This window comes from Bacillus sp. SJ-10, assembly GCF_002843505.1.
GTDB lineage: Bacteria > Bacillota > Bacilli > Bacillales > Bacillaceae > Bacillus > Bacillus velezensis.
The window spans coordinates 2,658,965-2,681,854 of the sequence record NZ_CP025258.1; the positions used below are offsets into that span (position 1 = coordinate 2,658,965).

Annotated in this window: 18 protein-coding genes and 2 other annotated features; of the genes, 14 read left to right on the forward strand and 4 right to left on the reverse strand. The window is 46.5% G+C overall.

From position 1 onward, the window contains the following. Positions 1–22 precede the first annotated feature (22 nt). Genes CXL14_RS13665 through CXL14_RS13675 form a run of 3 tightly spaced genes read left to right on the forward strand, consistent with a single transcriptional unit; the run spans position 23 to position 3,793 of the window. Complete coding sequence (locus CXL14_RS13665) at positions 23–1,039, forward strand: 2-hydroxyacid dehydrogenase (protein ID WP_029974615.1); 1,017 nt, start codon at positions 23–25, stop codon at positions 1,037–1,039. Then, entirely contained in the window at positions 1,032–2,498 is a 1,467-nt protein-coding gene (locus CXL14_RS13670; RefSeq protein WP_088056479.1) for an FGGY-family carbohydrate kinase, read from the forward strand. The genes CXL14_RS13665 and CXL14_RS13670 overlap by 8 nt, the downstream gene beginning before the upstream one ends. 47 nt (positions 2,499–2,545) lie before the next feature. Beyond that, entirely contained in the window at positions 2,546–3,793 is a 1,248-nt protein-coding gene (locus tag CXL14_RS13675; protein ID WP_025650370.1) for an RbtT/DalT/CsbX family MFS transporter, read from the forward strand. Between the two features lie 30 nt (positions 3,794–3,823). On the opposite strand, the gene CXL14_RS13680 is transcribed toward CXL14_RS13675, so the two are convergent. Both CXL14_RS13680 and CXL14_RS13685 read right to left on the reverse strand, forming a co-directional pair. Then, positions 3,824–4,585 carry a hypothetical protein gene (locus tag CXL14_RS13680; protein WP_021494175.1) on the reverse strand — a complete coding sequence of 254 codons (762 nt, stop codon included), beginning with the start codon at positions 4,583–4,585 and terminating at the stop codon, positions 3,824–3,826. A gap of 65 nt (positions 4,586–4,650) precedes the next feature. Continuing rightward, a complete protein-coding gene (locus CXL14_RS13685; protein ID WP_014418090.1) occupies positions 4,651–4,956 on the reverse strand; it encodes a DUF948 domain-containing protein in 306 nt (101 codons plus the stop codon). A 129-nt stretch (positions 4,957–5,085) separates the two neighbouring features. Between CXL14_RS13685 and CXL14_RS13690 the strand changes: the two genes are divergently transcribed. The 4 genes from CXL14_RS13690 (at position 5,086) to proB (ending at position 8,636) form a co-directional block, all read left to right on the forward strand. Then, positions 5,086–5,802 carry a 3-ketoacyl-ACP reductase gene (locus CXL14_RS13690; RefSeq protein ID WP_007407344.1) on the forward strand — a complete coding sequence of 239 codons (717 nt, stop codon included), beginning with the start codon at positions 5,086–5,088 and terminating at the stop codon, positions 5,800–5,802. A gap of 288 nt (positions 5,803–6,090) precedes the next feature. Beyond that, positions 6,091–6,459, forward strand: a complete 369-nt coding sequence (gene rtp / locus CXL14_RS13695; RefSeq protein ID WP_003153833.1) for a replication termination protein — start codon at positions 6,091–6,093, stop codon at positions 6,457–6,459. 185 nt (positions 6,460–6,644) lie between these two features. Then, positions 6,645–7,493 carry a pyrroline-5-carboxylate reductase gene (proC, locus tag CXL14_RS13700; RefSeq protein WP_014418088.1) on the forward strand — a complete coding sequence of 283 codons (849 nt, stop codon included), beginning with the start codon at positions 6,645–6,647 and terminating at the stop codon, positions 7,491–7,493. Between the two features lie 24 nt (positions 7,494–7,517). After that, complete coding sequence (gene proB, locus CXL14_RS13705; RefSeq protein ID WP_029974622.1) at positions 7,518–8,636, forward strand: glutamate 5-kinase; 1,119 nt, start codon at positions 7,518–7,520, stop codon at positions 8,634–8,636. 60 nt (positions 8,637–8,696) lie between these two features. On the opposite strand, the gene CXL14_RS13710 is transcribed toward proB, so the two are convergent. Then, positions 8,697–9,599, reverse strand: coding sequence for a glutamate biosynthesis transcriptional regulator GltC (locus tag CXL14_RS13710; RefSeq protein ID WP_014418086.1), 903 nt, complete (start codon positions 9,597–9,599; stop codon positions 8,697–8,699). A gap of 145 nt (positions 9,600–9,744) precedes the next feature. Between CXL14_RS13710 and gltB the strand changes: the two genes are divergently transcribed. The 3 genes from gltB to CXL14_RS13725 all read left to right on the forward strand — a co-directional run bounded on the left by gltB (position 9,745) and on the right by CXL14_RS13725 (position 16,631). Beyond that, complete coding sequence (gene gltB, locus CXL14_RS13715) at positions 9,745–14,304, forward strand: glutamate synthase large subunit (RefSeq protein ID WP_101287843.1); 4,560 nt, start codon at positions 9,745–9,747, stop codon at positions 14,302–14,304. A 16-nt stretch (positions 14,305–14,320) separates the two neighbouring features. Then, positions 14,321–15,802 carry a glutamate synthase small subunit gene (gene gltD / locus CXL14_RS13720; protein WP_003153838.1) on the forward strand — a complete coding sequence of 494 codons (1,482 nt, stop codon included), beginning with the start codon at positions 14,321–14,323 and terminating at the stop codon, positions 15,800–15,802. A 118-nt stretch (positions 15,803–15,920) separates the two neighbouring features. Then, positions 15,921–16,631 (forward strand): hypothetical protein, encoded by a 711-nt coding sequence (locus tag CXL14_RS13725; protein WP_053285513.1) that lies wholly within the window; start codon positions 15,921–15,923, stop codon positions 16,629–16,631. A 27-nt stretch (positions 16,632–16,658) separates the two neighbouring features. Here CXL14_RS13725 and CXL14_RS13730 read toward each other — a convergent pair whose 3' ends face one another. Beyond that, positions 16,659–17,642: a zinc-binding dehydrogenase gene (locus tag CXL14_RS13730; RefSeq protein WP_053285514.1), complete on the reverse strand. Its 984-nt coding sequence runs from the start codon at positions 17,640–17,642 to the stop codon at positions 16,659–16,661. Positions 17,643–17,757: 115 nt separating this feature from the next. On the opposite strand from CXL14_RS13730, the gene CXL14_RS13735 reads away from it, so the two are divergent. From CXL14_RS13735 to CXL14_RS13750, 4 genes are all read left to right on the forward strand, one after another. Next, positions 17,758–18,624 (forward strand): LysR family transcriptional regulator, encoded by an 867-nt coding sequence (locus CXL14_RS13735; protein WP_053285515.1) that lies wholly within the window; start codon positions 17,758–17,760, stop codon positions 18,622–18,624. 107 nt (positions 18,625–18,731) lie between these two features. Then, positions 18,732–18,956 (forward strand) — a binding site (T-box leader). 34 nt (positions 18,957–18,990) lie between these two features. Further along, positions 18,991–19,216, forward strand: a binding site (T-box leader). A gap of 52 nt (positions 19,217–19,268) precedes the next feature. Further along, entirely contained in the window at positions 19,269–21,203 is a 1,935-nt protein-coding gene (gene thrS / locus CXL14_RS13740) for a threonine--tRNA ligase (protein WP_014418080.1), read from the forward strand. A 31-nt stretch (positions 21,204–21,234) separates the two neighbouring features. Next, the gene (locus tag CXL14_RS13745; protein WP_007407355.1) at positions 21,235–21,537 is read left to right on the forward strand and encodes an ArsR/SmtB family transcription factor; all 303 of its coding nucleotides are present in this window, start codon (positions 21,235–21,237) and stop codon (positions 21,535–21,537) included. Between the two features lie 143 nt (positions 21,538–21,680). After that, on the forward strand, positions 21,681–22,856 hold the full coding sequence (locus tag CXL14_RS13750) for an MFS transporter (protein WP_014418079.1): 1,176 nt from the start codon (positions 21,681–21,683) through the stop codon (positions 22,854–22,856). The last annotated feature ends 34 nt before the right edge of the window (positions 22,857–22,890 follow it).

Sequence of the window (22,890 nt, forward strand, 5' to 3'; positions counted from 1 at the left end):
TGTGAAAAGGATGTTTTGCACCATGACGGTTTTAATTACCGCACCATATCACGACGAGGGGCTGAAGGAGCTGACTGAGCTGTTCGGCCGGACTGTGCACCGGCCGTGGAAGAAGCACGGCCGGGCCTATCGGGAAGATGAATTGATCCGAATGATTCAAGAGACAAACGCGTCGGGGCTTATTACTGAACTTGATGAGGTGTCTGAGCGTGTTATTGACATATTGCCCGATACCGCTTTTATCGGTGTCTGCCGAGGAATGCCGTCTAATGTGAATATTGCGGCGGCGACTAAAAGAAAAATCCCCGTTTTCTTTACACCGGCCCGCAATGCCCAGGCTGTTGCTGAAATGTTTATCGGAAATGTGATTTCATTTTTGCGTCATACGTATTCTTCCCATCAGTGGCTGAAGGACGGGAAGTGGAATGGTGATTATTTGCAGGCTTACGTCAAATTCAGAGGAAATGAGCTGACGGGGAAAACAGTCGGTATTATCGGTTTCGGAGCTGTCGGACAGAGAATCGCCCGGCTATTGGCCGCTTTTGACTGCAAGGTGCTTTACTATGACCCATTTGTCCGTCATGAAAACCGGGAGTATGAAAAAACGACGATTGAACGGGTATTTTCTGAAAGTGATATTGTTTCCGTTCACTTGCCGCGCACAGAAGAAACCATCGGCCTTATCGGCGCCCGGCACTTTCAATTGATGAAACAGGAAGCTGTTTTTGTCAATACGTCAAGAGCGGCGGTTACAGACAGGGAAGAGCTGCTGCGGGTGCTGAAAGAACGGCGGATTAAGGGAGCGATCCTTGACGTGTTTTATCACGAACCGCCTGAATCTTCTGATTATGAATTGATCTCTTTGCCGAATGTGTTAGCGACTCCCCATTTAGCGGGCGCAACGTTTGAAGTGGAGGATCATCATGTGAAGATTTTAAATGGAGCGCTTTTCAAATGGAAACAAGATCAAACCTGTTCAATACGTGAACTTTATAACAAAAGAGAACTTGAAACGGAAGGAGGAGGCTGTAATGGCTGAACAAAAAGGCTACCTTGTATTTGACATCGGAACGGGGAATGCGCGAGTCGCGGTCGTGACAGCCGGCGGTGAAGTGACCGCGCTTGAAAGGGAAGACATTGAATATGTGACGGATCCGCTTTATCCGGACGGACGATATTTCTCACCGGAAGGGCTATGGACGCAAATCAGTGCTATGGCAAGGAAGGTTATTGCCAAAAGCCCTCATATTACATTAATCGGAATCACCTCAACAAGCCAGAGGCAGGGAATTGTTCTGATCAATAAAGATAAAAAGGCATTTCTCGGTCTGCCCAACATTGATAACAGAGGCCGTGAATGGGAAGACGGGATTGAGGCAAAAGAAGAAGTGCATCAGCAAACCGGACGTCTTCCGAGCGCTTTATTTTCCGCCATGAAACTTGTCGGATTAAAAGCTAGACAGCCGTCTTTATGGAAAGAAGTGAAGTACATCACAAGCATCAGTGACTGGGTGACATTTGAGCTGAGCGGCATTTTGAGCTATGAACCGTCACAGGCTGCTGAAACACTGCTGTTTGACGTAAGGAAAAAGGCGTGGTCAGAGAAATTATGCAACATCTTCGGTGTGCCTTCTGCCATTCTTCCTTCACTCGTCCGATCTGGGACGGTTGTCGGAATGTTAACGTTTAAGAAAGCGGCGGTTCTCGGTCTATCTGAAAGAGTGCCTGTGATTGCAGGCGGGGGAGACACACAGCTTGCCATCAAAAGTGCAGATGCAAAGCCGGGAGATATCGTCATCGTATCCGGCACGACGACGCCGATTACAAAGATAACAGCGGAGACCGGAACCGAAAGTTTAAAGAATGCATGGCTGAATTGCCATACAGAAGAAGGTCAATGGCTTCTTGAAACGAATCCGGGTGTAACAGGACTCAATTATCAAAAATTAAAATCCATTTTTTATCCGAATGAATCCTACGGCGTCATGGAACGGGAAATCGCAAGTCTGCCGAAACACGATCATGCTTGTATTTCTGCGTTAGGCTCCTATTTATCGCCTGAGAAAAACGCACTGGCAAAAGGCGGATTTATTTTTGACGCTCCGCTGTCCCAAAACTTAAGCAGAGCCCATTTTGGCAAAGCCGCACTGCTGGAAATCGCTTTTTCAATCAAATGGAACTATGAGGCGTTAACAGAGGTGGCTTCCTTTTCACAAGATTATGTGAAGGTGTGCGGCGGCGGTTTCCAAAGTGATGCTTTGACGCAGTTTCTTGCTAACCTTCTGCAAAAGAAAATCTATAAGAGAGAGGGGTTCAGCCAGGCATCCGCAATGGGAGCGGCGATGATTTGCAACGAAGCTCTCGGTGTGAAAGCAGAGCTTTCGAGCAGCACAAAGGTAATTGAGCCGGAAGCGGATCAGACGGATCTCTTCCTATATGAAGAATGGAAACATACGCAAGAATTATTTACTCATTTTCAGCCGGCGGTGAAAGCCTGACTTGGGGATGAGATGACAACATGAAAGATTGCTGAGGAGGAACAAAAATGCTTAATAAAATAGGAATTCCGAAACAGCTCGCCTGGGGATTTTTGGGGGTCGTGCTGTTTATGATGGGGGACGGCCTTGAACAAGGCTGGCTCAGCCCGTTTTTAGTTGAAAACGGCTTGACGGTACAGCAATCAGCATCCCTGTTTACGGTTTACGGTATTTCTCTCGCTGTGGCGTCTTGGTTTTCAGGGGTCTGCCTCGAAGCCTTCGGCGCAAAGCGGACGATGTTTATGGGGCTGTTGTTTTACGTGATCGGAACAGCCGCGTTTATCGCATACGGATTTGAAAATCTTAATTTGCCGGTGATGTATGTCACGTATTTTATTAAAGGGCTGGGTTATCCGCTGTTTGCCTATTCATTTTTGACATGGGTGATTTACCGGTCGCCGAAAAACAGGCTCAGTACGGCGGTCGGCTGGTTCTGGATTGCATATTGCTGCGGGATGTTTGTATTCGGTGCTTGGTATTCAAGCTGGGCCATCAAATCCTTCGGCTATTTGAATACACTGTGGAGTTCAATTTTCTGGGTCTGCCTCGGCGCGTTTTTTGCTTTGATTTTAAATAGGGACCGCTTTGAAAAGAAAAAGGCAGATAAGCGGGAAAAGGCGCAGGAATTAATGAAGGGAATCACCATCCTTGCTGTAAATCCGCGCGTGCTCTCTGGGGGGATCATTCGGATCATTAACAGCATCGGAACATACGGATTTCCGGTATTCCTCCCGATGCATATGGCGCAGCACGGCATTTCTACAAATGTATGGCTTCAAATTTGGGGAACGATCTTTCTCGGAAATATCGTCTTTAACTTAATCTTCGGCGCAGTCGGCGATGCCTTCGGCTGGAAAAAGACTGTCATGTGGTTCGGGGGAGTGGGCTGCGGCATTTTTACTCTTTTATTATATTATGCACCTGTTGTATCACATGGGAACTTGCTTTTCGTCAGCATTGTCGGTTTTATATGGGGAGGGCTCCTCGCCGGGTTCGTTCCGGTCGGGGCTATCGTGCCGACGGCGGCCGGCAGCGATAAAGGTGCTGCCATGTCTGTGTTAAATCTGGCTGCGGGACTGTCGGCATTTGTCGGCCCCGCGCTTGCCTGGGCGTTCATCGGACTTGTCGGCGCACAAGGCGTTGTATGGATTTTCGCAGCGCTCTATTTCGTAAGTGCAATCTTGACAAATCAAATCAAAATACCTGAAGAGAAAACGGCAAAACACAATAAAGCATTGCCTGAATACGCTTCTTAACAGCAGCGCCCCGAAAATTCGGGGCGTTTTTTACAGCTGCTGAAGAAACCCGGCAAAGCGCTGAATTTGTTCACGTAACGATTGTTTGTTTTCGTGAAATTGTTTGAAACGATGTCCGTTTGCTCCGGACGGATGCGGGAAGCCTTCCAGAATGACCGCATGACCCATTCTGCCGTTCTTCTTCAGCATGCGGCAGGCTGATTCTGCTGCTTTACCGAGAGGGATAAGCAGAATGTCCTTTTCTATCATTTCTATTTCATCCGGAAAACATCTCAGCGCGTAACGGCTGAGAAGAGCTGATCTGCTGATTGCCGGCCGATGTCCCGTATAGTTTTTCTGTTTATAAAAAACAGGGTGTTTGATAACGGACGTTGTATGAAGAAGCTCCCGTTTTGAATCAAATAACCGGGATGAATCCTCAACGTGAAGCGCGGCCGGCAGACCGCATTCATTAAGCATTTCGATGATGTTCTGTCTCATTGAACCGGAAAGTCCGGCCGCTTTTTTTGTTTCATACGCTATCGTTTCAAGAGTTTCGCCATCTTTTAAAAGCTGTGCCGCTTTTTTGTAAGCCAGCTGCATTTGAAAAAAACCGGGTGTGATTCCGGAAATGGCAACGACTGCATGAGGGTTAATATATTCATTATGAGGCGAATAATACAAATCCAGATCTCCGTCCTTGGCTAAATGGAAAGCCGGAGTCAGCAAATCCGATTTTGTAAATTCTCCCGAATATGATAGTGCTTTAAGCTGCTGCAAAAAACGCGCAAGCCGCTCACGATCGCAAATCATGTTATGCCTCCTTGAATCCGCCGGTTTCTCTTAGTGTCATCAAAAACGTCGGATGACATGCAGGCTCATACATCACTTTTACCGGCGTTCCAGAGCATTTTTAAGACGTGAGGCGTTCCTTTAACTTCGGCCGCCGTCGTTTGCACGGCTGTTTTTTTAGTGAGAAAATCTTCCTGCAGTTCTTTCTGCTTTTGCGATAACAGATCGGTTTCTGTTTTGATTTCATCAACGGCCGTCTGCATGGACGCTGTCGCGGCGTTAATCTTCTTTATATCAGGCGCTGTGTTTCTTTTAAAATGCACGGCGGATACGGCTGCATAAATTAATGCGGCAGCCGCAACGGCAGCACTGATATACAAAATGATGATCATCTTCTTTTCACTCCTTTTTTTCAGTTGATACCCTTTAGGGATCGTGTTGAATCATTTTATTTGCTAATTGTTTTTTTTCTGCTTATAATGTGAAATCGTACATAAGGACATTCAGAAAGGGTGAAAGACGTGGAAAGCTTACAAAACAAAACGGCTCTTATCACGGGTGCGGGCAGAGGAATCGGCCGCGCCGCCGCTATCGCTTTAGCCAAAGAAGGAGTCAATATCGGTTTAATCGGCCGCACAGAAGCAAATGTCGAAAAGGTTGCGGAAGAAGTGAAAGCCCTTGGTGTAAAGGCATCATTCGCTGCTGCCGATGTAAAAAACCAAAAAGAGGTTGAGCAAGCCGTCTCCTCTATTAAAGAAGAACTCGGTGAGATTGACATCTTGATTAACAATGCCGGAATCAGCAAATTCGGCGGATTTTTGGATCTTACGCCTGAAGAGTGGGAAGACATCATTCAAGTTAATGTAATGGGTGTATACCACGTGACACGCGCCGTTCTTCCTGAAATGATTGAGAGAAAATCAGGAGATATCATTAATATTTCTTCTACGGCGGGCCAAAGAGGCGCCGCGGCGACAAGTGCGTACAGCGCTTCTAAATTTGCCGTTCTCGGTCTGACTGAATCTCTCATGCAGGAAGTCAGAAAACACAATATCCGTGTCAGCGCAATGACTCCGAGCACGGTTGCCAGCGACATGTCTATTGAATTAAATTTGACAGACGGCAATCCGGAAAAAGTCATGCAGCCTGAGGATCTTGCAGAATATATGGTTGCTCAATTGAAATTACATCCGCGCATTTTCATCAAAACTGCCGGTTTGTGGTCTACCAATCCTTAAACAAAAGGGGACCTGTCTTCGTGACGGGTCTTTTTTTTGCTTCCGCAACCCGAATAAATAGGCATAAAGATCCGTTTTTGCAGAAAAAAGAGTGAAAAAGAAACCGATATCAGTTATAATTAAACTAAATAAACTATGTACCAAATGTTCATTAAAATTATTTTTCCTCGCTCTCCAAAAAACAAATTAATACAAATCAAACTGTCCGAACGATAAAAAGGAAAAACGAGATATAAAGAGAATATTTAGTACATGGAATAATTTGTTAGAAGGAAGGGTGTGCACATATTGAAAGAAGAAAAAAGAAGTTCAACCGGTTTTTTAGTGAAACAAAGAGCTTTTTTAAAGCTTTACATGATTACAATGACAGAGCAGGAACGGCTTTACGGACTGAAGCTTCTCGAGGTGCTGCGTTCGGAATTTAAACCCATCGGTTTTAAGCCGAATCATACCGAGGTGTACCGTTCACTTCACGAACTTTTGGATGACGGGATTTTAAAGCAAGTAAAAGTGAAAAAAGAGGGAGCCAAACTCCAGGAAGTCGTTCTCTATCAATTTAAAGACTATGAAGCTGCGAAGCTTTACAAAAAACAGCTGAAGACAGAGCTTGACCGCTGCAAAAAGCTGATAGAAAAAGCCATTTCAGATAATTTTTAAATCCGGCCGGAACGCACCCGGCCTCCCGGGCTCAAAAGGTTTGTAAGGTTTGTTCTGTGATTCATTATACATAATAACAGGCTCGGAACAATACATATCAATAAAACCTTCAAACTTGACATCGACTCCTGAAGTGGTAACATAAAAAACGTGTGAAAAATACGAACAAAATACGAACAAGGGAGATGTTACCGATCTTAGATCAAAAGAAAGTTGCTTTTATCGGAGCAGGATCAATGGCTGAAGGAATGATATCAGGCATGGTCCGCGCAAAAAAAATTCCCAACCAAAACATCTGCGTGACAAACCGCCGCAATACAGAGCGACTCGCTGAATTGGAACATCAATACGGAATTCAAGGCATTGCTTTTGACAGCATGAAAACCGAAGACATTGATGTCTTTATTTTAGCCATGAAACCGAAGGATGCTGAAATCGCTCTTGCTACGCTGAAACGGCGTATTCAACCTCATCAAATTATCCTGTCTGTTCTGGCAGGCATAACAACCTCATTTATACAACAATCATTACATGACCGTCAGCCGGTTGTAAGAGTGATGCCGAACACATCCAGCATGATCGGCGAATCGGCAACAGCTGCGGCTTTCGGAGACCATGTCTCTTACGGTTCAGCAAAAACCGCGGTATCCCTTTTGGAATGCCTCGGGGAAGTATACGTGATCAAGGAAGATCAGATGGATATTTTCACCGGCATCGCAGGCAGCGGACCGGCGTACTTTTATTATTTAATGGAGTTTATTGAAAAAGCAGGTGAAGAAGCCGGCTTAGACAAACGGCTGTCCCGCAAAATCGGCGCGCAAACGTTATTGGGCGCAGCTAAAATGCTGATGGAAACGGGTGAAAAACCGGATGTGCTTCGGGAAAACATCACTTCTCCAAACGGCACGACGGAAGCCGGCCTCGATGCGCTCAGGTCAGAAGGCGGCGGAGAAGCCATTGCCAAAGCCATTAAACACGCGACCGAACGTTCTATTGAGATCAGCAAAACAATTGAAAAAACGGCAGCACTATAATCGTTAAAAAACAGGAGTGATACAGTGACGTCTCGGACGAAGATCAAAAGAGTCGCGGTGAAAATCGGCAGCAGCTCACTGACGAGCCTGCACGGGGAAATCAGCAGAAGAAAGCTGGAAGCATTGGTGGATCAAATCGCACAGCTGAAAGACAGCGGCTATGAAGTGATTTTAGTATCTTCCGGCGCAGTGGCGGCAGGTTATCGGAAGCTCGGATTTATTCAGAAACCGGAAAGCCTCCCTGAAAAACAGGCTTCTGCTTCCATCGGGCAGGGATTATTAATGGAGGCTTATTCAAAGCTGTTTTTAGCGCACGGTTATGTCGCATCACAAATATTAATTACAAGAAGCGATTTTTCCGATGAATGCCGCTACCATAATGTCCGCAATACGATGAACGTCCTTTTGGAACGAGGCATTATTCCGATTATTAATGAAAATGACACGGTCACAGTCAACCGGCTGAAATTCGGAGATAACGATACACTCGCAGCGAAGGTGGCAGGTTTAATTGATGCCGACATGCTTGTGATTTTATCAGACATTGACGGTTTATATGATGATAATCCGCGCAGCAACCCGAAAGCGAAAAGAATCAGACATGTAAGTGACATCACTCCGGAAATAGAAGCAAGCGCGGGAGATGCCGGGAGTGAAATGGGAACCGGCGGAATGCGTTCGAAACTGGATGCTTTTAAAATTGTGATGGCCTCCGGTATTAAAGGCTTTCTCGGGCAGGCTAACATTCCGGACATTCTGCTTCAAGCGGTAGATGAGGCGGCTGAAGGAACTTATTTTGAAGCGGAAGGAACCCTGCCGTTAAACCACAAAGAACAATGGCTTGCATTTAATTCCGGCCCCGAAGGTGAAATTGTGATGGAAAAAGAAAGCAGCCGCGATGTCGCGAACGGAAATATGGAGCTGTCACCGCAGGACATCGAGCAGATTAAGGGCAGATTCAGCAGCGGAGCGGTTGTCAGGCTGCTTGATCAGCAGGGAGAAGAGCTCGGACTCGGCATCGTCAACTATTCCTCAGCCCAGCTGAAGACATTTAAAGAAACGCCGCATAAACAGGGCGATCAATCAGTCATTGATCCGGAAGCATTTGTCTGCCACGTTGAACTATCCATTCCGATCGGCTGAGAAAGATCTATAAAAATATGAAAAAGCCCGAGGCTTCGTTTTGAAGCTCGGGTTTGTTTTTTATTGATATTGTTCAAGTTTGGAGAAAAATTGAATGACAAAATGATAGAAATCATTTGCAGACGGAGCCAGTTCCCTTCCTTTTGGTTTAATAATGCCTACGGTGCGCTTCACTTGAGGAAATTCAATCGGAATTTTGACCGTGAACCGGGGTGTGGTTTCTGCAAAGGTGCTTTCAGGTAATAAAGTCACTCCCATCCCCGCGGAGACTAATCCTTTAATGGCATCTAAATCCTCGCCCTCCGTCGATACAAGCGGCGCAAAGCCGGCCTGTCTGCAAGCGTCAATCGCCATGTTTCGGAGAATAAACCCTTCAGGAAATAAAACGAATTGGTCGCCGCGCAGATCAATTAAATGAATATTTTTCTGTTTGGCAAGCGGATGATGCAGCGGAACAAGCGCGTAAATCTTTTCCGTGAATAAGATATGGCCTGTTATGTCGGGGAATTCCGTCGGAACGGGGCCGAGCAGCGCCGCATCTATATCCCTGTTTCTTACGGCTTCAATTAAAAACTTATAAGACCCCTGGCGGAGCAAAAACTCAACGTTCGGGTATTCCTCTTTAAATGCCGAAATCACCGTCGGCAAAAGCTGGCTTGCAAGGCTCGTCGGAAATCCTATTTTGACGGTTCCGCGATTCGGATCAAGATATTCATCAATTTGTTCCTTCGCGTAATCAATTGCTTTCATCGCCGTTTTAACATGTTCTAAAAATTGTTTGCCGATCGGCGTTAATTTAATATTTCTGCCTTCCCGTTCAAATAAAGTGACTTTCAGCTCTTCTTCAAGATTTGCAATCTGCCTGCTGATGGCGGATTGTGCGACATGCAGATGATCAGCCGCTTCTGACACATGTTCCCGTTCTGCTACCTCCATAAAATACCGAAGCTGGCGTAATTCCATTGCGTTCACACCTATCTATCTCATTTTGAGATGTATTTGATCTAAATTATATATTGTTTATATTGTTTTGAAAACTTACAATTAATTTAAAGTTGTCAGATTTTATGACCGATAATTAACGGAAACTGATCGGGGGAGAGGAATTATGACTTACAATCAAATGCCGAAAGCACAAGGTCTCTACCGTCCGGAATTTGAGCACGATGCATGCGGAATCGGCTTGTATGCCCATTTAAAAGGGAAACCTTCACATGACATTGTCAAAAAAGGACTGAAGATGCTTTGCCAGCTGGATCACAGAGGAGGACAGGGCAGTGATCCGAATACGGGTGACGGCGCCGGCCTGATGGTTCAGATCCCTGATGCTTTTTTTAAGAAAGAGTGCGGAGAAATGAGACTGCCGGAAAAAGGCCGTTACGGGGTAGGAATGGTCTTTTTCTCGCAAAATGAAGAGGAAAGAAAAAAGATCGAAAAACAGGTGAATGCATTCATTGAGCAGGAAGGACAGATCGTTCTCGGCTGGAGAACCGTCCCTGTAAATGTCGGAAAAATCGGAACAGTGGCACAAAGTACTTGCCCGTATGTGCGTCAAGTATTCATCGGCGCCGCAAACGATTTGAAAGACAGCCTTGCTTTTGAACGCAAACTGTATGTCATCCGGAAGCAGGCGGAAAATTGGGGCGTTCAAGAACAGCTTGATTTTTACTTCGCAAGCTTGTCAAGCCAGACTATTGTTTATAAAGGGTTGTTAACGCCTGAGCAGGTTGACGCTTTTTATTTGGATTTGCAGGATGAAACCTTCGTATCTGCATTTTCACTCGTGCATTCAAGATTCAGCACAAATACCTTTCCTACTTGGGAACGTGCCCATCCGAACCGCTATCTGATTCATAACGGAGAAATCAATACGCTCCGGGGCAACATCAATTGGATGAGAGCGAGGGAGCAGCAGTTCGTTTCAGAAAGCTTCGGAGACGATCTTCACAAAGTGCTGCCGATTTTAAATGCTGAGGGCAGTGACTCATCCATTCTTGATAATGCGTTTGAATTTTTCGTGATGGCGGGGCGGAAACCGGCACATACGGCAATGATGCTGATTCCGGAACCATGGACGGAAAATACTCACATGTCTAAAGCGAAACGGGCTTTTTATGAATATCACAGCTCTTTAATGGAGCCGTGGGACGGGCCGACCGCCATTTCGTTTACGGACGGAAAACAAATCGGCGCCATCCTTGACCGTAACGGTCTGCGTCCGGCACGTTACTATGTGACAAAAGATGACCATATTATTTTCTCATCTGAGGTCGGCGTTATTGAAGTAGAGCAGGAGAACATTCTTCATAAAAAACGTCTGGAGCCCGGAAAAATGCTGCTCATTGACTTAGAGGAAGGCCGGATTATTTCAGATGAAGAAGTGAAAACAGAAATTGCCAATGAATTCCCTTATCAAAAATGGCTTGAAGAAGAATTGGTTCAAGTGAATCCTGACCCGGAAACCCGGGAAGAGGAACAATTCGATGATCTTCTCGTCCGTCAAAAAGCGTTTGGCTATACGTATGAAGATATTCAGAAGTATTTAATTCCTGTTATTAAAGAAGGCAAGGACCCGCTCGGCTCTATGGGAAATGATTCGCCGCTCGCCGTTTTATCCGATCGCGCCCAATCACTGTTTCATTACTTTAAACAGCTGTTTGCCCAAGTCACAAACCCGCCGATTGACGCGATCCGCGAGCAGCTTGTGACCTCCACGGTGACATGGCTCGGAGCTGAAGGCGATCTGCTGCATCCGAGTGAAAGAAATGCACGCCGCATAAAATTGTATACTCCTGTATTATCAAACGAACAGTTTTATGCGCTGAAAACACTTGTGCACCCTGACATTAAGAGCCAGAACATCCGCACGCTGTTTTCCGATGACCTGGAAAAAGGCCTGAAGGATTTGTTTCAGCAGGCGGAAAAAGCGATCAAGGAAGGTGTATCTCTGTTAATTTTATCTGACAGGGCAATGAGTAAAGAGTTGACGCCGATTCCGCCGCTTTTGGCCGTCAGTGCGCTGCATCAGCATTTGATCCGCCAAGGTCTGCGAACAAAAGCAAGCATTATCGTTGAATCCGGGGAAGCGCGTGAAGTTCATCACTTTGCGGCTCTCATCGGATATGGTGCCGATGCTGTCAATCCGTATTTGACTTACGCTACGTATAAGCAGGAAATCGATGAAGGCCGGCTTGATATTCCGTATGAAGAAGCTGTCAGCAAATACGGAAAGAGCGTAACAGAAGGCGTCGTGAAAGTGATGTCAAAAATGGGAATTTCAACTGTGCAAAGTTACAGGGGCGCCCAAATTTTTGAAGCGGTCGGCATCGGTGAAGACGTTATTGCCAAATACTTTAGCGGTACTGCATCTCAGCTTGGCGGAATCGATATCGAGACGATTGCGCAAGAAGCGAAGAAGCGCCACCAAGCGGCGTACAAGGATGATTACAGCCAAACTCTTGATCCGGGAAGTGAATTCCAATGGCGGAACGGGGGAGAGCACCACGCTTTTAACCCGAAAACCATCCATACTCTGCAATGGGCCTGCCGCAAAAATGATTACAGCCTGTTTAAGCAGTATTCTCATGCAGCGGATGAAGAACGAATCGGATTTTTACGCAATCTGTTCGCCTTCAAAGAAGACCGCAAGCCTTTAAAATTAGAGGAAGTTGAATCAGCTGCGTCCATCGTGAAACGTTTTAAAACAGGAGCGATGTCATTCGGTTCATTAAGCAAGGAAGCCCATGAGGCTTTAGCGATAGCGATGAACAGGCTTGGAGGAAAAAGCAACAGCGGAGAAGGCGGCGAGGACCCGAAACGTTTCGTTCCGGATGAAAATGGCGACGACAGAAGAAGTGCGATTAAACAGATCGCTTCCGGCCGTTTCGGCGTAAAGAGCCATTATCTCGTCAATGCGGATGAATTGCAGATCAAAATGGCGCAAGGGGCGAAGCCGGGAGAAGGCGGTCAGCTTCCGGGCAACAAGGTATATCCTTGGGTCGCGGATGTCCGCGGTTCTACACCAGGTGTAGGGCTGATCTCACCGCCTCCTCACCATGATATTTATTCAATTGAAGATTTGGCGCAGCTGATTCATGATTTGAAAAATGCAAATCGGAGCGCGCGTATCAGCGTCAAGCTCGTGTCAAAAGCCGGTGTCGGCACAATTGCGGCCGGTGTGGCAAAAGGCACTGCGGATGTCATCGTCATCAGCGGCTACGATGGCGGAACGGGCGCGTCGCCGAAAACAAGTATTAAACATACGGGTCTTCCGTGGGAGCTTGGTCTTGCAGAAGCTCACCAAACGCTGATGCTGAACGGTTTACGGGATCGCGTGGTATTGGAAACGGACGGTAAGCTGATGACAGGCCGAGATGTCGTGATGGCCGCCTTGCTCGGTGCGGAGGAATTCGGCTTTGCTACAGCGCCGCTTGTCGTTCTCGGCTGTGTCATGATGCGCGCCTGCCATTTAGATACATGTCCTGTAGGTGTCGCGACGCAAAATCCGGAGCTCCGCAAGAAATTCATGGGCGATCCTGACCATATCGTAAATTACATGCTGTTTGTCGCAGAAGAAGTGCGTGAATATATGGCGCAATTAGGCTTTAAGACGCTTGATGAAATGATCGGACGGACAGACGTTCTTCATGTCAGTGAACGTGCGAAAGCGCATTGGAAAGCGGGCCAGCTTGATTTATCCACACTGCTGTACCAGCCTGAAGGCGTACGTACTTTCCGTACGGCGCAAAACCATAAAATCGACGAGTCGCTTGATATGACGGTTATTCTTCCGGCGGTGCAGGCTGCAATTGAAGCCGGTCAGGAAGCGGAAGCTGAAATCAAGATCAATAATACAAATCGCGTAGCCGGAACCGTGACGGGAAGTGAAATTTCTAAACGCTACGGAGCGGAAGGCCTGCCGGATGATACGATCAGACTTCATTTTACCGGATCAGCCGGACAGAGTTTCGGAGCATTTGTCCCTAAGGGGATGACGCTTCATTTGAACGGGGATTCAAATGACTACGTAGGCAAAGGGCTTTCAGGCGGAAAAATCATCGTGAAAGCGCCTGATGCCTTCAATTGTGAAACACACGATAACGTTATTATCGGGAACGTCGCATTTTACGGAGCAACAAGCGGGGAAGCGTACATTAACGGGCGCGCCGGTGAACGTTTTGCAGTCCGTAACAGCGGAGTCAATGTCGTTGTAGAAGGTATCGGAGACCACGGCTGTGAATACATGACAGGCGGCCGGGTTGTCGTCCTCGGGGAAGTCGGCAAAAACTTCGGGGCGGGAATGTCAGGCGGTATCGCATACGTCCTGAGTGATGATGCCAAAGCATTTAAACGCAAATGCAACATGGAAATGATTTCATTTGAGAAGCTGACGGATGAGGCTGAGATCAAAGAAGTGCAAGAAATGGTCAAACGGCACGCGGCGCTGACAAACAGCAAAAAAGCCGCAGATCTCCTGGACAATTGGGAAAAAGCCGCAGAAACCTTTATCAAAGTCATTCCGAAAAACTATAAACAAATGCTCCTCAGCATCGAAGAACAAAAAGCGGCGGGTTTATCAGAAGAAGACGCAATTATGTATGCTTTTGAAGCCAATACAAAGGTTCACCAAACGCCTGCCAAAGACCATAAACAAGCGGTAGTACAGTAAGAAAGGGGAGAGGAACATGGGGAAACCAACTGGATTCATGGAAGAAAAACGAGAAAAACCGGCTGAGCGGGACCCTCTCACTCGCTTAAAGGATTGGAAAGAGTATTCGGCTCCATTTTCAGATGAAGCGTCAAAGCGGCAGGGGGCGCGGTGTATGGATTGCGGCACACCGTTTTGCCAAATCGGCGCTGATATCAACGGTTTTACCTCCGGCTGCCCGATTTATAATCTGATACCGGAGTGGAATGACCTCGTCTATCGGGGGCGCTGGAAAGAAGCCTTGGAGCGTCTTCTGAAAACGAATAACTTTCCTGAATTCACAGGGCGGGTCTGTCCCGCTCCTTGTGAAGGATCTTGTACGCTGGCCATTTCAGATCCGGCTGTTTCAATTAAAAACATCGAGCGGACGATCATTGACAAAGGTTTTGAAAATGGATGGATACAGCCGAGAATTCCAGCGAAACGCACAGGTAAAAAAGTCGCTGTCGTCGGTTCAGGCCCGGCAGGTCTGGCAAGCGCTGATCAGCTGAACCAAGCCGGTCATTCCGTAACGGTCTATGAGCGTGCTGACAGAGCCGGCGGCCTGCTGATGTACGGCATTCCGAGCATGAAGCTTGAGAAAAATGTCGTCGAACGCCGTATAAAGCTTTTGACGCAGGAAGGTATAGATTTTGTAACAAATACCGAAATCGGCGTTGACATAACGGCAGATGAACTGAAAGAACAATTTGATGCCGTCATTTTGTGCACAGGCGCCCAAAAGCAGCGCAATCTGCTGATTGAAGGCCGGGAAGCAAAAGGCGTCCATTATGCGATGGACTATTTAACACTGGCGACGAAAAGCTATTTAGATTCCAACTTCAAAGACAAACAATTTATAGACGCTAAAGGGAAAGACGTCATCGTAATCGGCGGAGGAGACACAGGAGCTGATTGCGTGGCAACCGCGCTGCGTCAAAAAGCGCGCAGCGTGCATCAGTTCGGGAAACATCCTAAACTTCCTCAAACGCGCACGAACGACAATATGTGGCCTGAACAGCCGCACGTCTTTACCCTTGAATACGCCTATGAAGAAGCGCAGGCAAAGTTCGGCAAAGACCCGAGAGAATATTCAATTCAGACGACAAAAATGGTGGCCGATAAGCAGGGCCGCTTACAAGAGATTCACACCATTCAAATGGAAAAAGTCAGAAACGAATTCGGAAAGTATGAATTTCATGAACTGCCCGGTACAGAAAAAGTATGGCCTGCTCAGCTGGTGTTCATCGCCATCGGTTTTGAAGGGACAGAACAGCCATTATTGAAACAGTTCGGTGTCGATTCGGCAAATCATAAAATTCAGGCGGCATATGGGGATTATAAAACGAATGTTGACGGTGTTTTCGCCGCAGGGGATGCGAGAAGGGGCCAAAGCCTGATTGTATGGGCGATTAATGAAGGCCGGGAAGCAGCGCGCGAAGTCGACAGTTATTTAATGGGGAGCACTGTTTTACCGTAAATAAAGGGGTTTATTTATAAAACCGGCTGGGATCAGCCGGTTTTTCGTATTGAAATGAAACCTCCTTCTTCCTGTATTGGTCATATAAGGGTAACGTGATGGGAATGGAGGATCACAAATGGAATTTTGTTTTACAGAGTGGAGAGATTATTTTCGTAGAAATCAATCAGCAGTCAAGGAACTGAACTGTAAATATGATCAGCTTTCTGAAACTGAGCGCCGCGTTATTTGTTCTTCAGTTCAGCAGTTTCAAATCGGCGAAAGTTCAGAAGGTCTGTTTTTGATAGCTGCTGCAAAACGTTTCTTAAAGGATTGTGCTGACAAAAGTTATCTGGAAGCGCTGATTTTATTTATTCAGGAAGAACAAAGGCATGCGGGTGAATTGGAAATATTCATGAACCGGCACAATATCCCAAAGCTGAAAAAGCATTGGGTTGATCAAATCTTCCGCAGACTGAGACGATTTGCAAGCCTTGAGCAGTCGATCACGGTGCTGCTGACGGCGGAAATCATCGCCGCCGTTTATTATGACGCCTTAAAAAACGTGACGGGCTCTGTGTGTCTGCGATCAATTTGCGGGCAGATTTTAATTGATGAAGAAAAACATATTGAATTTCAAGCGGAAGCACTGCACAAGTTCGGCCGGCGCCGCTTAAAGATCACCAATACGTGTGCTGTGTTTTCCCGCTTTATTTTATTGACGGGCACTTTACCCGTCGTGTGGCTCTATCATCGAAAAGTTTTAAAAGCCGGGGGTAAACACTTTTTTGTTTATTTGAAAGAAGCCTATCAAGAGTATGTCAGAGCGGAAAAACTCATAAACAAATAAGGAAACGGACGGGTCCGCTCCTCTTTTTTAGACATCTATACGAAAGCCGATATTGCCGAACTGCCGTCCTTCCCGCATTCTGTTAAAAGCGGCAGCTGCTTCACTGAGAGGGTACATGCGGTCGATAATGGGACGGATGCCGCAGCGGTTTATCAATTCCAGAATATCCGCGAATTCCTCATTGCTTCCCATTGATGTACCGAGAATATGAATCTGCGGAAAAAACAGCGAACGAATAGGAAATCCGAGCTGATCGCCTGAACTGGCGCCAAATGTTACGATCCGGCCATTCGGTTTCATAATGTCAAGATAGTGTTGAAACAAGGCGGGGCCTACACCGTCAAGTATGATATCTGCTTTTTCGCCATTCAGCGCCTCATTCCAGTCACCGTAGCTGTCAATCGCCCGGTCTGCACCGTATGACAGTGCGGTTTGTTTTTTGTTTTCGCTGCGGGAAGTGACGCTGACTGTCGCTCCGATAGCTTTTGCCATTAATAAGGCATATGTTGCCACGCCGCTTCCGATGCCCGGAAGGATAAGGTGTTCGCCTTTTTTTAATTGTCCTTTTGTAAATAAGGCGCGATAAGCGGTTAATGCTGATAACGGCAGCACGCCCGCTTCCTCCCAAGTCAGGTGTTCCGGTTTTAAAACGGCATTTTCCGCAGGAACAATGACATAAGGTGAAAATGTTCCGTCGCTCGGACCTCCTAAAATATCAGGGACGGCTGGTACGTCCTCAACAGTCTTCCAATTCAGCACCGGGTTGATGATGACTTCTGCATGCAGTAAATGAGACCGGACGCCATGTCCTATTTCGGTTACGATTCCCGCGCCGTCTGAACCGAGAGTAAATTCATGGTTTCCGGTTTCGTGTTTTTTCATTAAAAACAAATCACGATGGTTTAATCCGGCTGTTTTCAGCTTTATTTTTACTTCGCCGTTCCCCGGCCGTTTGTCAGGTGCCTGCCTGAAATCAAAGCCATTTTCGTGTATGATAAGAGCATTCGTCATTCTTCTCTCCTTTATGATTGATGAGAAAGATTTTACAGGCTGTATCAGCTGCAGTAAACAAATGAAAATTGATAGCCGGCTATCAATAAAAATCATAGCAAGAAGGTGCCCTTACATGGAAAGCGGAGACTTAAAGATTTTTCAGGCTGTCGCCCGCAAAGGAAGTATTTCAAAGGCGGCAGAAAGCCTGCATTATGTTCAATCAAATGTGACAAACCGGATTCAGCAGCTGGAACGGCAATTGCAAACACAGCTTTTTTACCGCACAAATCGGGGGATGACGCTGACGCCCGCAGGTGAAAACTTATTAAAAGACGCAGACAGAATCCTTCAATTGCTGCATGAGGCGCAAAAAACGGCGCAAGAGGCAGGCGATCCGAACGGCCCGCTTCGAATCGGTTCTCTTGAAACGGCGGCAGCCGTCCATCTCCCTCAATTTTTCACGGAGTATTGCAGCCGTTACGCGAAAGTACAGCTGTCTCTGTCAACCGGTGATACACATACCTTAGTGCAGCGCGTCTTACACTATGAGCTGGACGGCGCTTTTGTTTATGGACCGGTCGAATACGAAGATCTTGAGCAAGTCGCTGTATTTCAAGAAGAATTGGTCTTGGTCTCAAATAAGCGGGAAGGCAGTTTGCAAGACTTGTTGCGAGATCCGATTCTTTATTTTGCCGCGGGCTGTTCGCACCGCCGCAAAATAAAAAACATACTGAAAGAAGAGGCAGTGCCCGCACATAAAATCATTGAATTCGGTACGTTGGAAGCCATTATTGGGGCGGTGCAGGCGGGGATGGGGGTTTCCTTTCTGCCTGCATCAGCCGTCCGTTATTTTCAAAACAGGAAAAATCTTTTTCTTCATGAGCTCCCTGAACATTTTCGGGATATGAATATATCATTCATCTACCGGAGTGATTTATTTTTGACATCGGCGTTTGAAGAACTGCTGAATGGATTAAAAGCATTACCGAACGGAAGATGAGAAAACAGGACAGCTGTGTACGCCAATTTTTTTCGTTCTGGTTTTTCTTAAAAAAACTTTCTTTTTCGGAAAATTTATGTATAATAAAAGAAAGTTTTTCGGATAAAGTATCTGCAATGATAAGGACATGAGACATTTTAACCGGCCATACAGAGAGGGAGGGCGCGGCTGAGACCTTCCCGGCACGAAGAATGAGCTTACCGCCTTTTGAGCTGTATCGGTGAACGAAAGCAGCCGATACCGTATAGCCGCGTTACGGCAAAAATGAGCCGTCACTTAAAGTGGCGGGAATTTGGGTGGAACCGCGGGTCTGACACACACTCGTCCCTTTCTTTGGGATGAGTGTGTTTTTATGTTTATATAAGAAAAATGGCAATGATAAAGGACATGAGACATTTTAACCGGCCATACAGAGAGGGGAGGCGCGGCTGAGACCTTCCCGGCACGAAGAATGAGCTTACCGCCTTTTGAGCTGTATCGGTGAACGAAAGCAGCCGATACCGTATAGCCGCGTTACGGCAAAAATGAGCCGTCACTTAAAGTGGCGGGAATTTGGGTGGAACCGCGGGTCTGACACACACTCGTCCCTTTCTTTGGGATGAGTGTGTTTTTTATTTTATTAAAAATAAAGGAGAGATCAGACCGTGAAGAAGCCACACATTGTGATTACTTTTCCTGATGGAAAACAAAAAAAATACCGGAAAGGCGTTACGTTAGAAGAGATCGCTCAATCAATCAGTCCGAGTCTGAAAAAGGCGTCTGCCGCCGGAAAGGTAAACGGATCGTTATATGACCTTAGAAGAAGCATTCATAAGGATGCGGCGATTGAACTGTGCAGTTTTCAGTCTGAAGCAGGACTGGAAGTGATGAGACACACAGCAGCACACGTATTGGCGCAAGCGGTAAAACGTCTGTATCCGAAGGTTTGTTTAGGGATCGGACCCGTTATTGACAATGGCTTTTATTATGACTTTGATATGGATGAAACGATTACTGAAAAAGACCTGGCCGTCATTGAAAAAGAGATGAACCGAATCATTTCGGAAAATCCGGAAATTATCAGAGAAGAAATCCCCAGAGAAGAGGCAGAGCAGCTGTTTGCTCATGAACCGCTGAAGCTTGAGCTCTTAGCGGGTATTCCGCAGACTGATACAATCAGTATATACCGCCAGAGCGAATTCATTGATTTATGCCGGGGTCCGCACTTGGCGTCTGCCGGACAGATAAAAGCTTTTTCGCTCACTCATGTATCAGGGGCTTATTGGCGCGGCGACAGCAACCAAAAAATGCTCCAGCGCATCTATGGGAAAGCATTTTCCTCAGAAAAGGAGCTGAACAGACATTTTCAGCTGTTGAAAGAGGCGGAGATGAGAAATCATCGGAAATTGGGAGCGGAGTTACAACTTTTTATGTTTTCGGAAGAGGCGCCGGGTATGCCTTTTTATCTGCCGAACGGTCAGTTTATCCGAAACACGCTTGAATCATTTCTGCGTTCAAAGCAGGATGCCTATCATTATCAGGAAGTGCGTACCCCTATGATGATGAACCAGCGTCTTTGGGAGCAATCCGGCCACTGGGATCATTATAAAGAGAATATGTATTTCTCAGAAGCCGATCATCAGCGCTTCGCGTTAAAGCCGATGAACTGCCCCGGCCACATGCTCATATTTAAAGAAAAGCTTCGTTCTTATCGTGATCTTCCGATTCGGATGGCTGAGTTCGGTCAGGTGCACCGTCACGAATTCAGCGGGGCGCTTAATGGCCTGCTCCGCGTCAGATCTTTTTGCCAGGATGACGCACACATTTTTGTAACGCAGGATCAGATCGAGAGTGAAATCGCTTCGGCGCTGCAGCTGATTCACGAGGTGTACACCGCATTTGGTTTTTCCTATGATATTGAGCTGTCAACAAGACCGGAAGATTACATGGGAAGCGAACGCTTGTGGGACAGGGCTGAGAGCGCATTAGAAAAAGTATTAAAAGAACAGGGATATCGTTTTCGGTTTAATCGGGGAGATGGCGCATTTTACGGACCGAAAATTGATATTCATATAAAAGATGCGCTGAACCGGAGCCATCAATGCGCCACTGTCCAACTGGATTTTCAAATGCCGGAGAAATTTGATTTAACATATATTGATGAAAAAAACCAAAAAGTCCGTCCTGTTGTCATCCACCGGGCGGTATTCGGATCTCTCGACAGATTTCTCGGAATCATTACAGAACATTTCGGGGGAGCGTTCCCTTTATGGCTTGCACCGGTACAGGCAAAAATCATCCCAGTATCAAACACCGCACACCGGGACTGCGCAGAACAGGTGCACTTGCAAATGAAGAAAGCGGGTATCCGGGCTGAGCTCGATCAGCGCGATGAAAAACTCGGCTATAAAATCAGAGAAGCACAAATGAAAAAAATACCGTATATTGCTGTTGTGGGAGATCAAGAGTGCCGCCATCAATCTGTACATGTACGGCAATACGGGCGGGAAGACACATTTGAAGAGAATGTGAGTGATTTTATGTCCCGGATCATAAGAGAGGCAAAACAAAAAATAGAGATTGAAGAAAAACTACATTGACATATCGTAAAATCACGATATAATAAAGCGTATGAAACCTATTGATGTTTTTAAAGCGTTGTCTAATGAGTCACGGCTTGAGATTTTACAATGGCTGAAAGAGCCGGACCGTCACTTCGCCCCGCATGATGGCATTGATATGAATGAGATCGGAGTATGTGTCAGCCAGATCACCGATAAGCTTCAGATGACACAGTCAACGGCGTCTCAATATCTTTCCATTCTTCAGCGGGCGGGCCTTATCCAAACAAAACGGATTGGCAAATACACCTATTATAAAAGAGATGAAGAAGCGATAAAGGCGATGGCCGATTATTTTCAGCGCGAAATGTAGGGCTGAATCCTTTAGAAGAGGGATTCAGTTTCTTTTTCCGGATACACATCGACATATTGCGATTTGTTTCTGTTTGTTCAACCTTTTATATCGATATATCACAATATATCTTTATATAAATCATCAATGAAGGAGTGTGTCAGGTGCAAAATACCTGGAAGATTTACATTTTGGCAATTATCAGTTTTTTAGTGGGGACGTCTGAATATGTGATATCCGGGATGCTTGATAAAATTGCAGGTTCCTTGGGAGTTACTGTGGCAGCGGCAGGGCAGCTGATTACGATTTTTTCACTTGTTTATGCAATCGGAACGCCTGTCATGATGGCCCTTACAGCAAAACTGGACAGAAGGAAGCTCATGATCTATGCTCTTGGATTGTTTGTAATCGGAAATATCATTTCTTTCCTTGTGCAGGGATTCGGCTTATTTGCGGGAGCGCGGGTGATCATGGCGCTTGGAGCAGGAACTGTGGTGGTCACCGCGCTTACGATCGCAGCAAAAATCGCTCCCCCGGGAAAACAGGCAAGTTCTCTCGCAACCGTCATTATGGGGTTTACGGCGGCGCTCATTATCGGTGTTCCGATCGGAAGAACCGTGTCTGAAGCTTTCGGCTGGAAGGTGGTTTTCGCCGGAATTGCGGCAATCGGAATCATTGCCATGCTTATTATACGTTTCGCGCTGCCTGAGATAAAAGGAGATAAACCGGTGCCGCTCATTCAGCAATTTTCTCTTTTGAAGAAACGAAAGGTGGCTGTCGGGCTGGCCATTACGTTTTTTTGGCTCGGAGGCTATTCGGTTGCGTATACGTACCTTTCTCCGTATTTACTGAACGTCACTCATATCGGCAGCGGAATACTGAGTACATTGCTGCTTATTTTCGGTGTTGCAAGTCTTGCCGGTTCTAAAGCAGGCGGTTTCAGCGCAGACAAATGGGGGGCGCGTATGACATTAATCGGCGGAATGGCGCTTCATGCTATCATGCTCATGTTATTGCCGTTTGTCACACATTCTGCTTTCGGAGCGGCGGCAGTGCTTATATTTTGGTCCTTCGCAGCCTGGTCATCTGGGCCTGCTCAGCAGTATCATTTGGCAACGATGGAGCCTGAATCATCGGGTGTATTACTTGGCCTCAACCAGTCTGTGATGCAGCTGGCTATGGCAGCCGGGGCGGGCATCGGGGGCATTGTTGTCACTCATCTGTCTCTTGCGTCAGTGACATGGATCGGATCAGCGGGTGTTGTCATCGCGATGTGCGGTGTGCTTTCGCTTGCATCATTAACGTCTGAAAAAACCTCATCTGAATACAGTGCAGAATAAACAAAAGCCTCATTTCTCAGCTTGAGAAACGAGG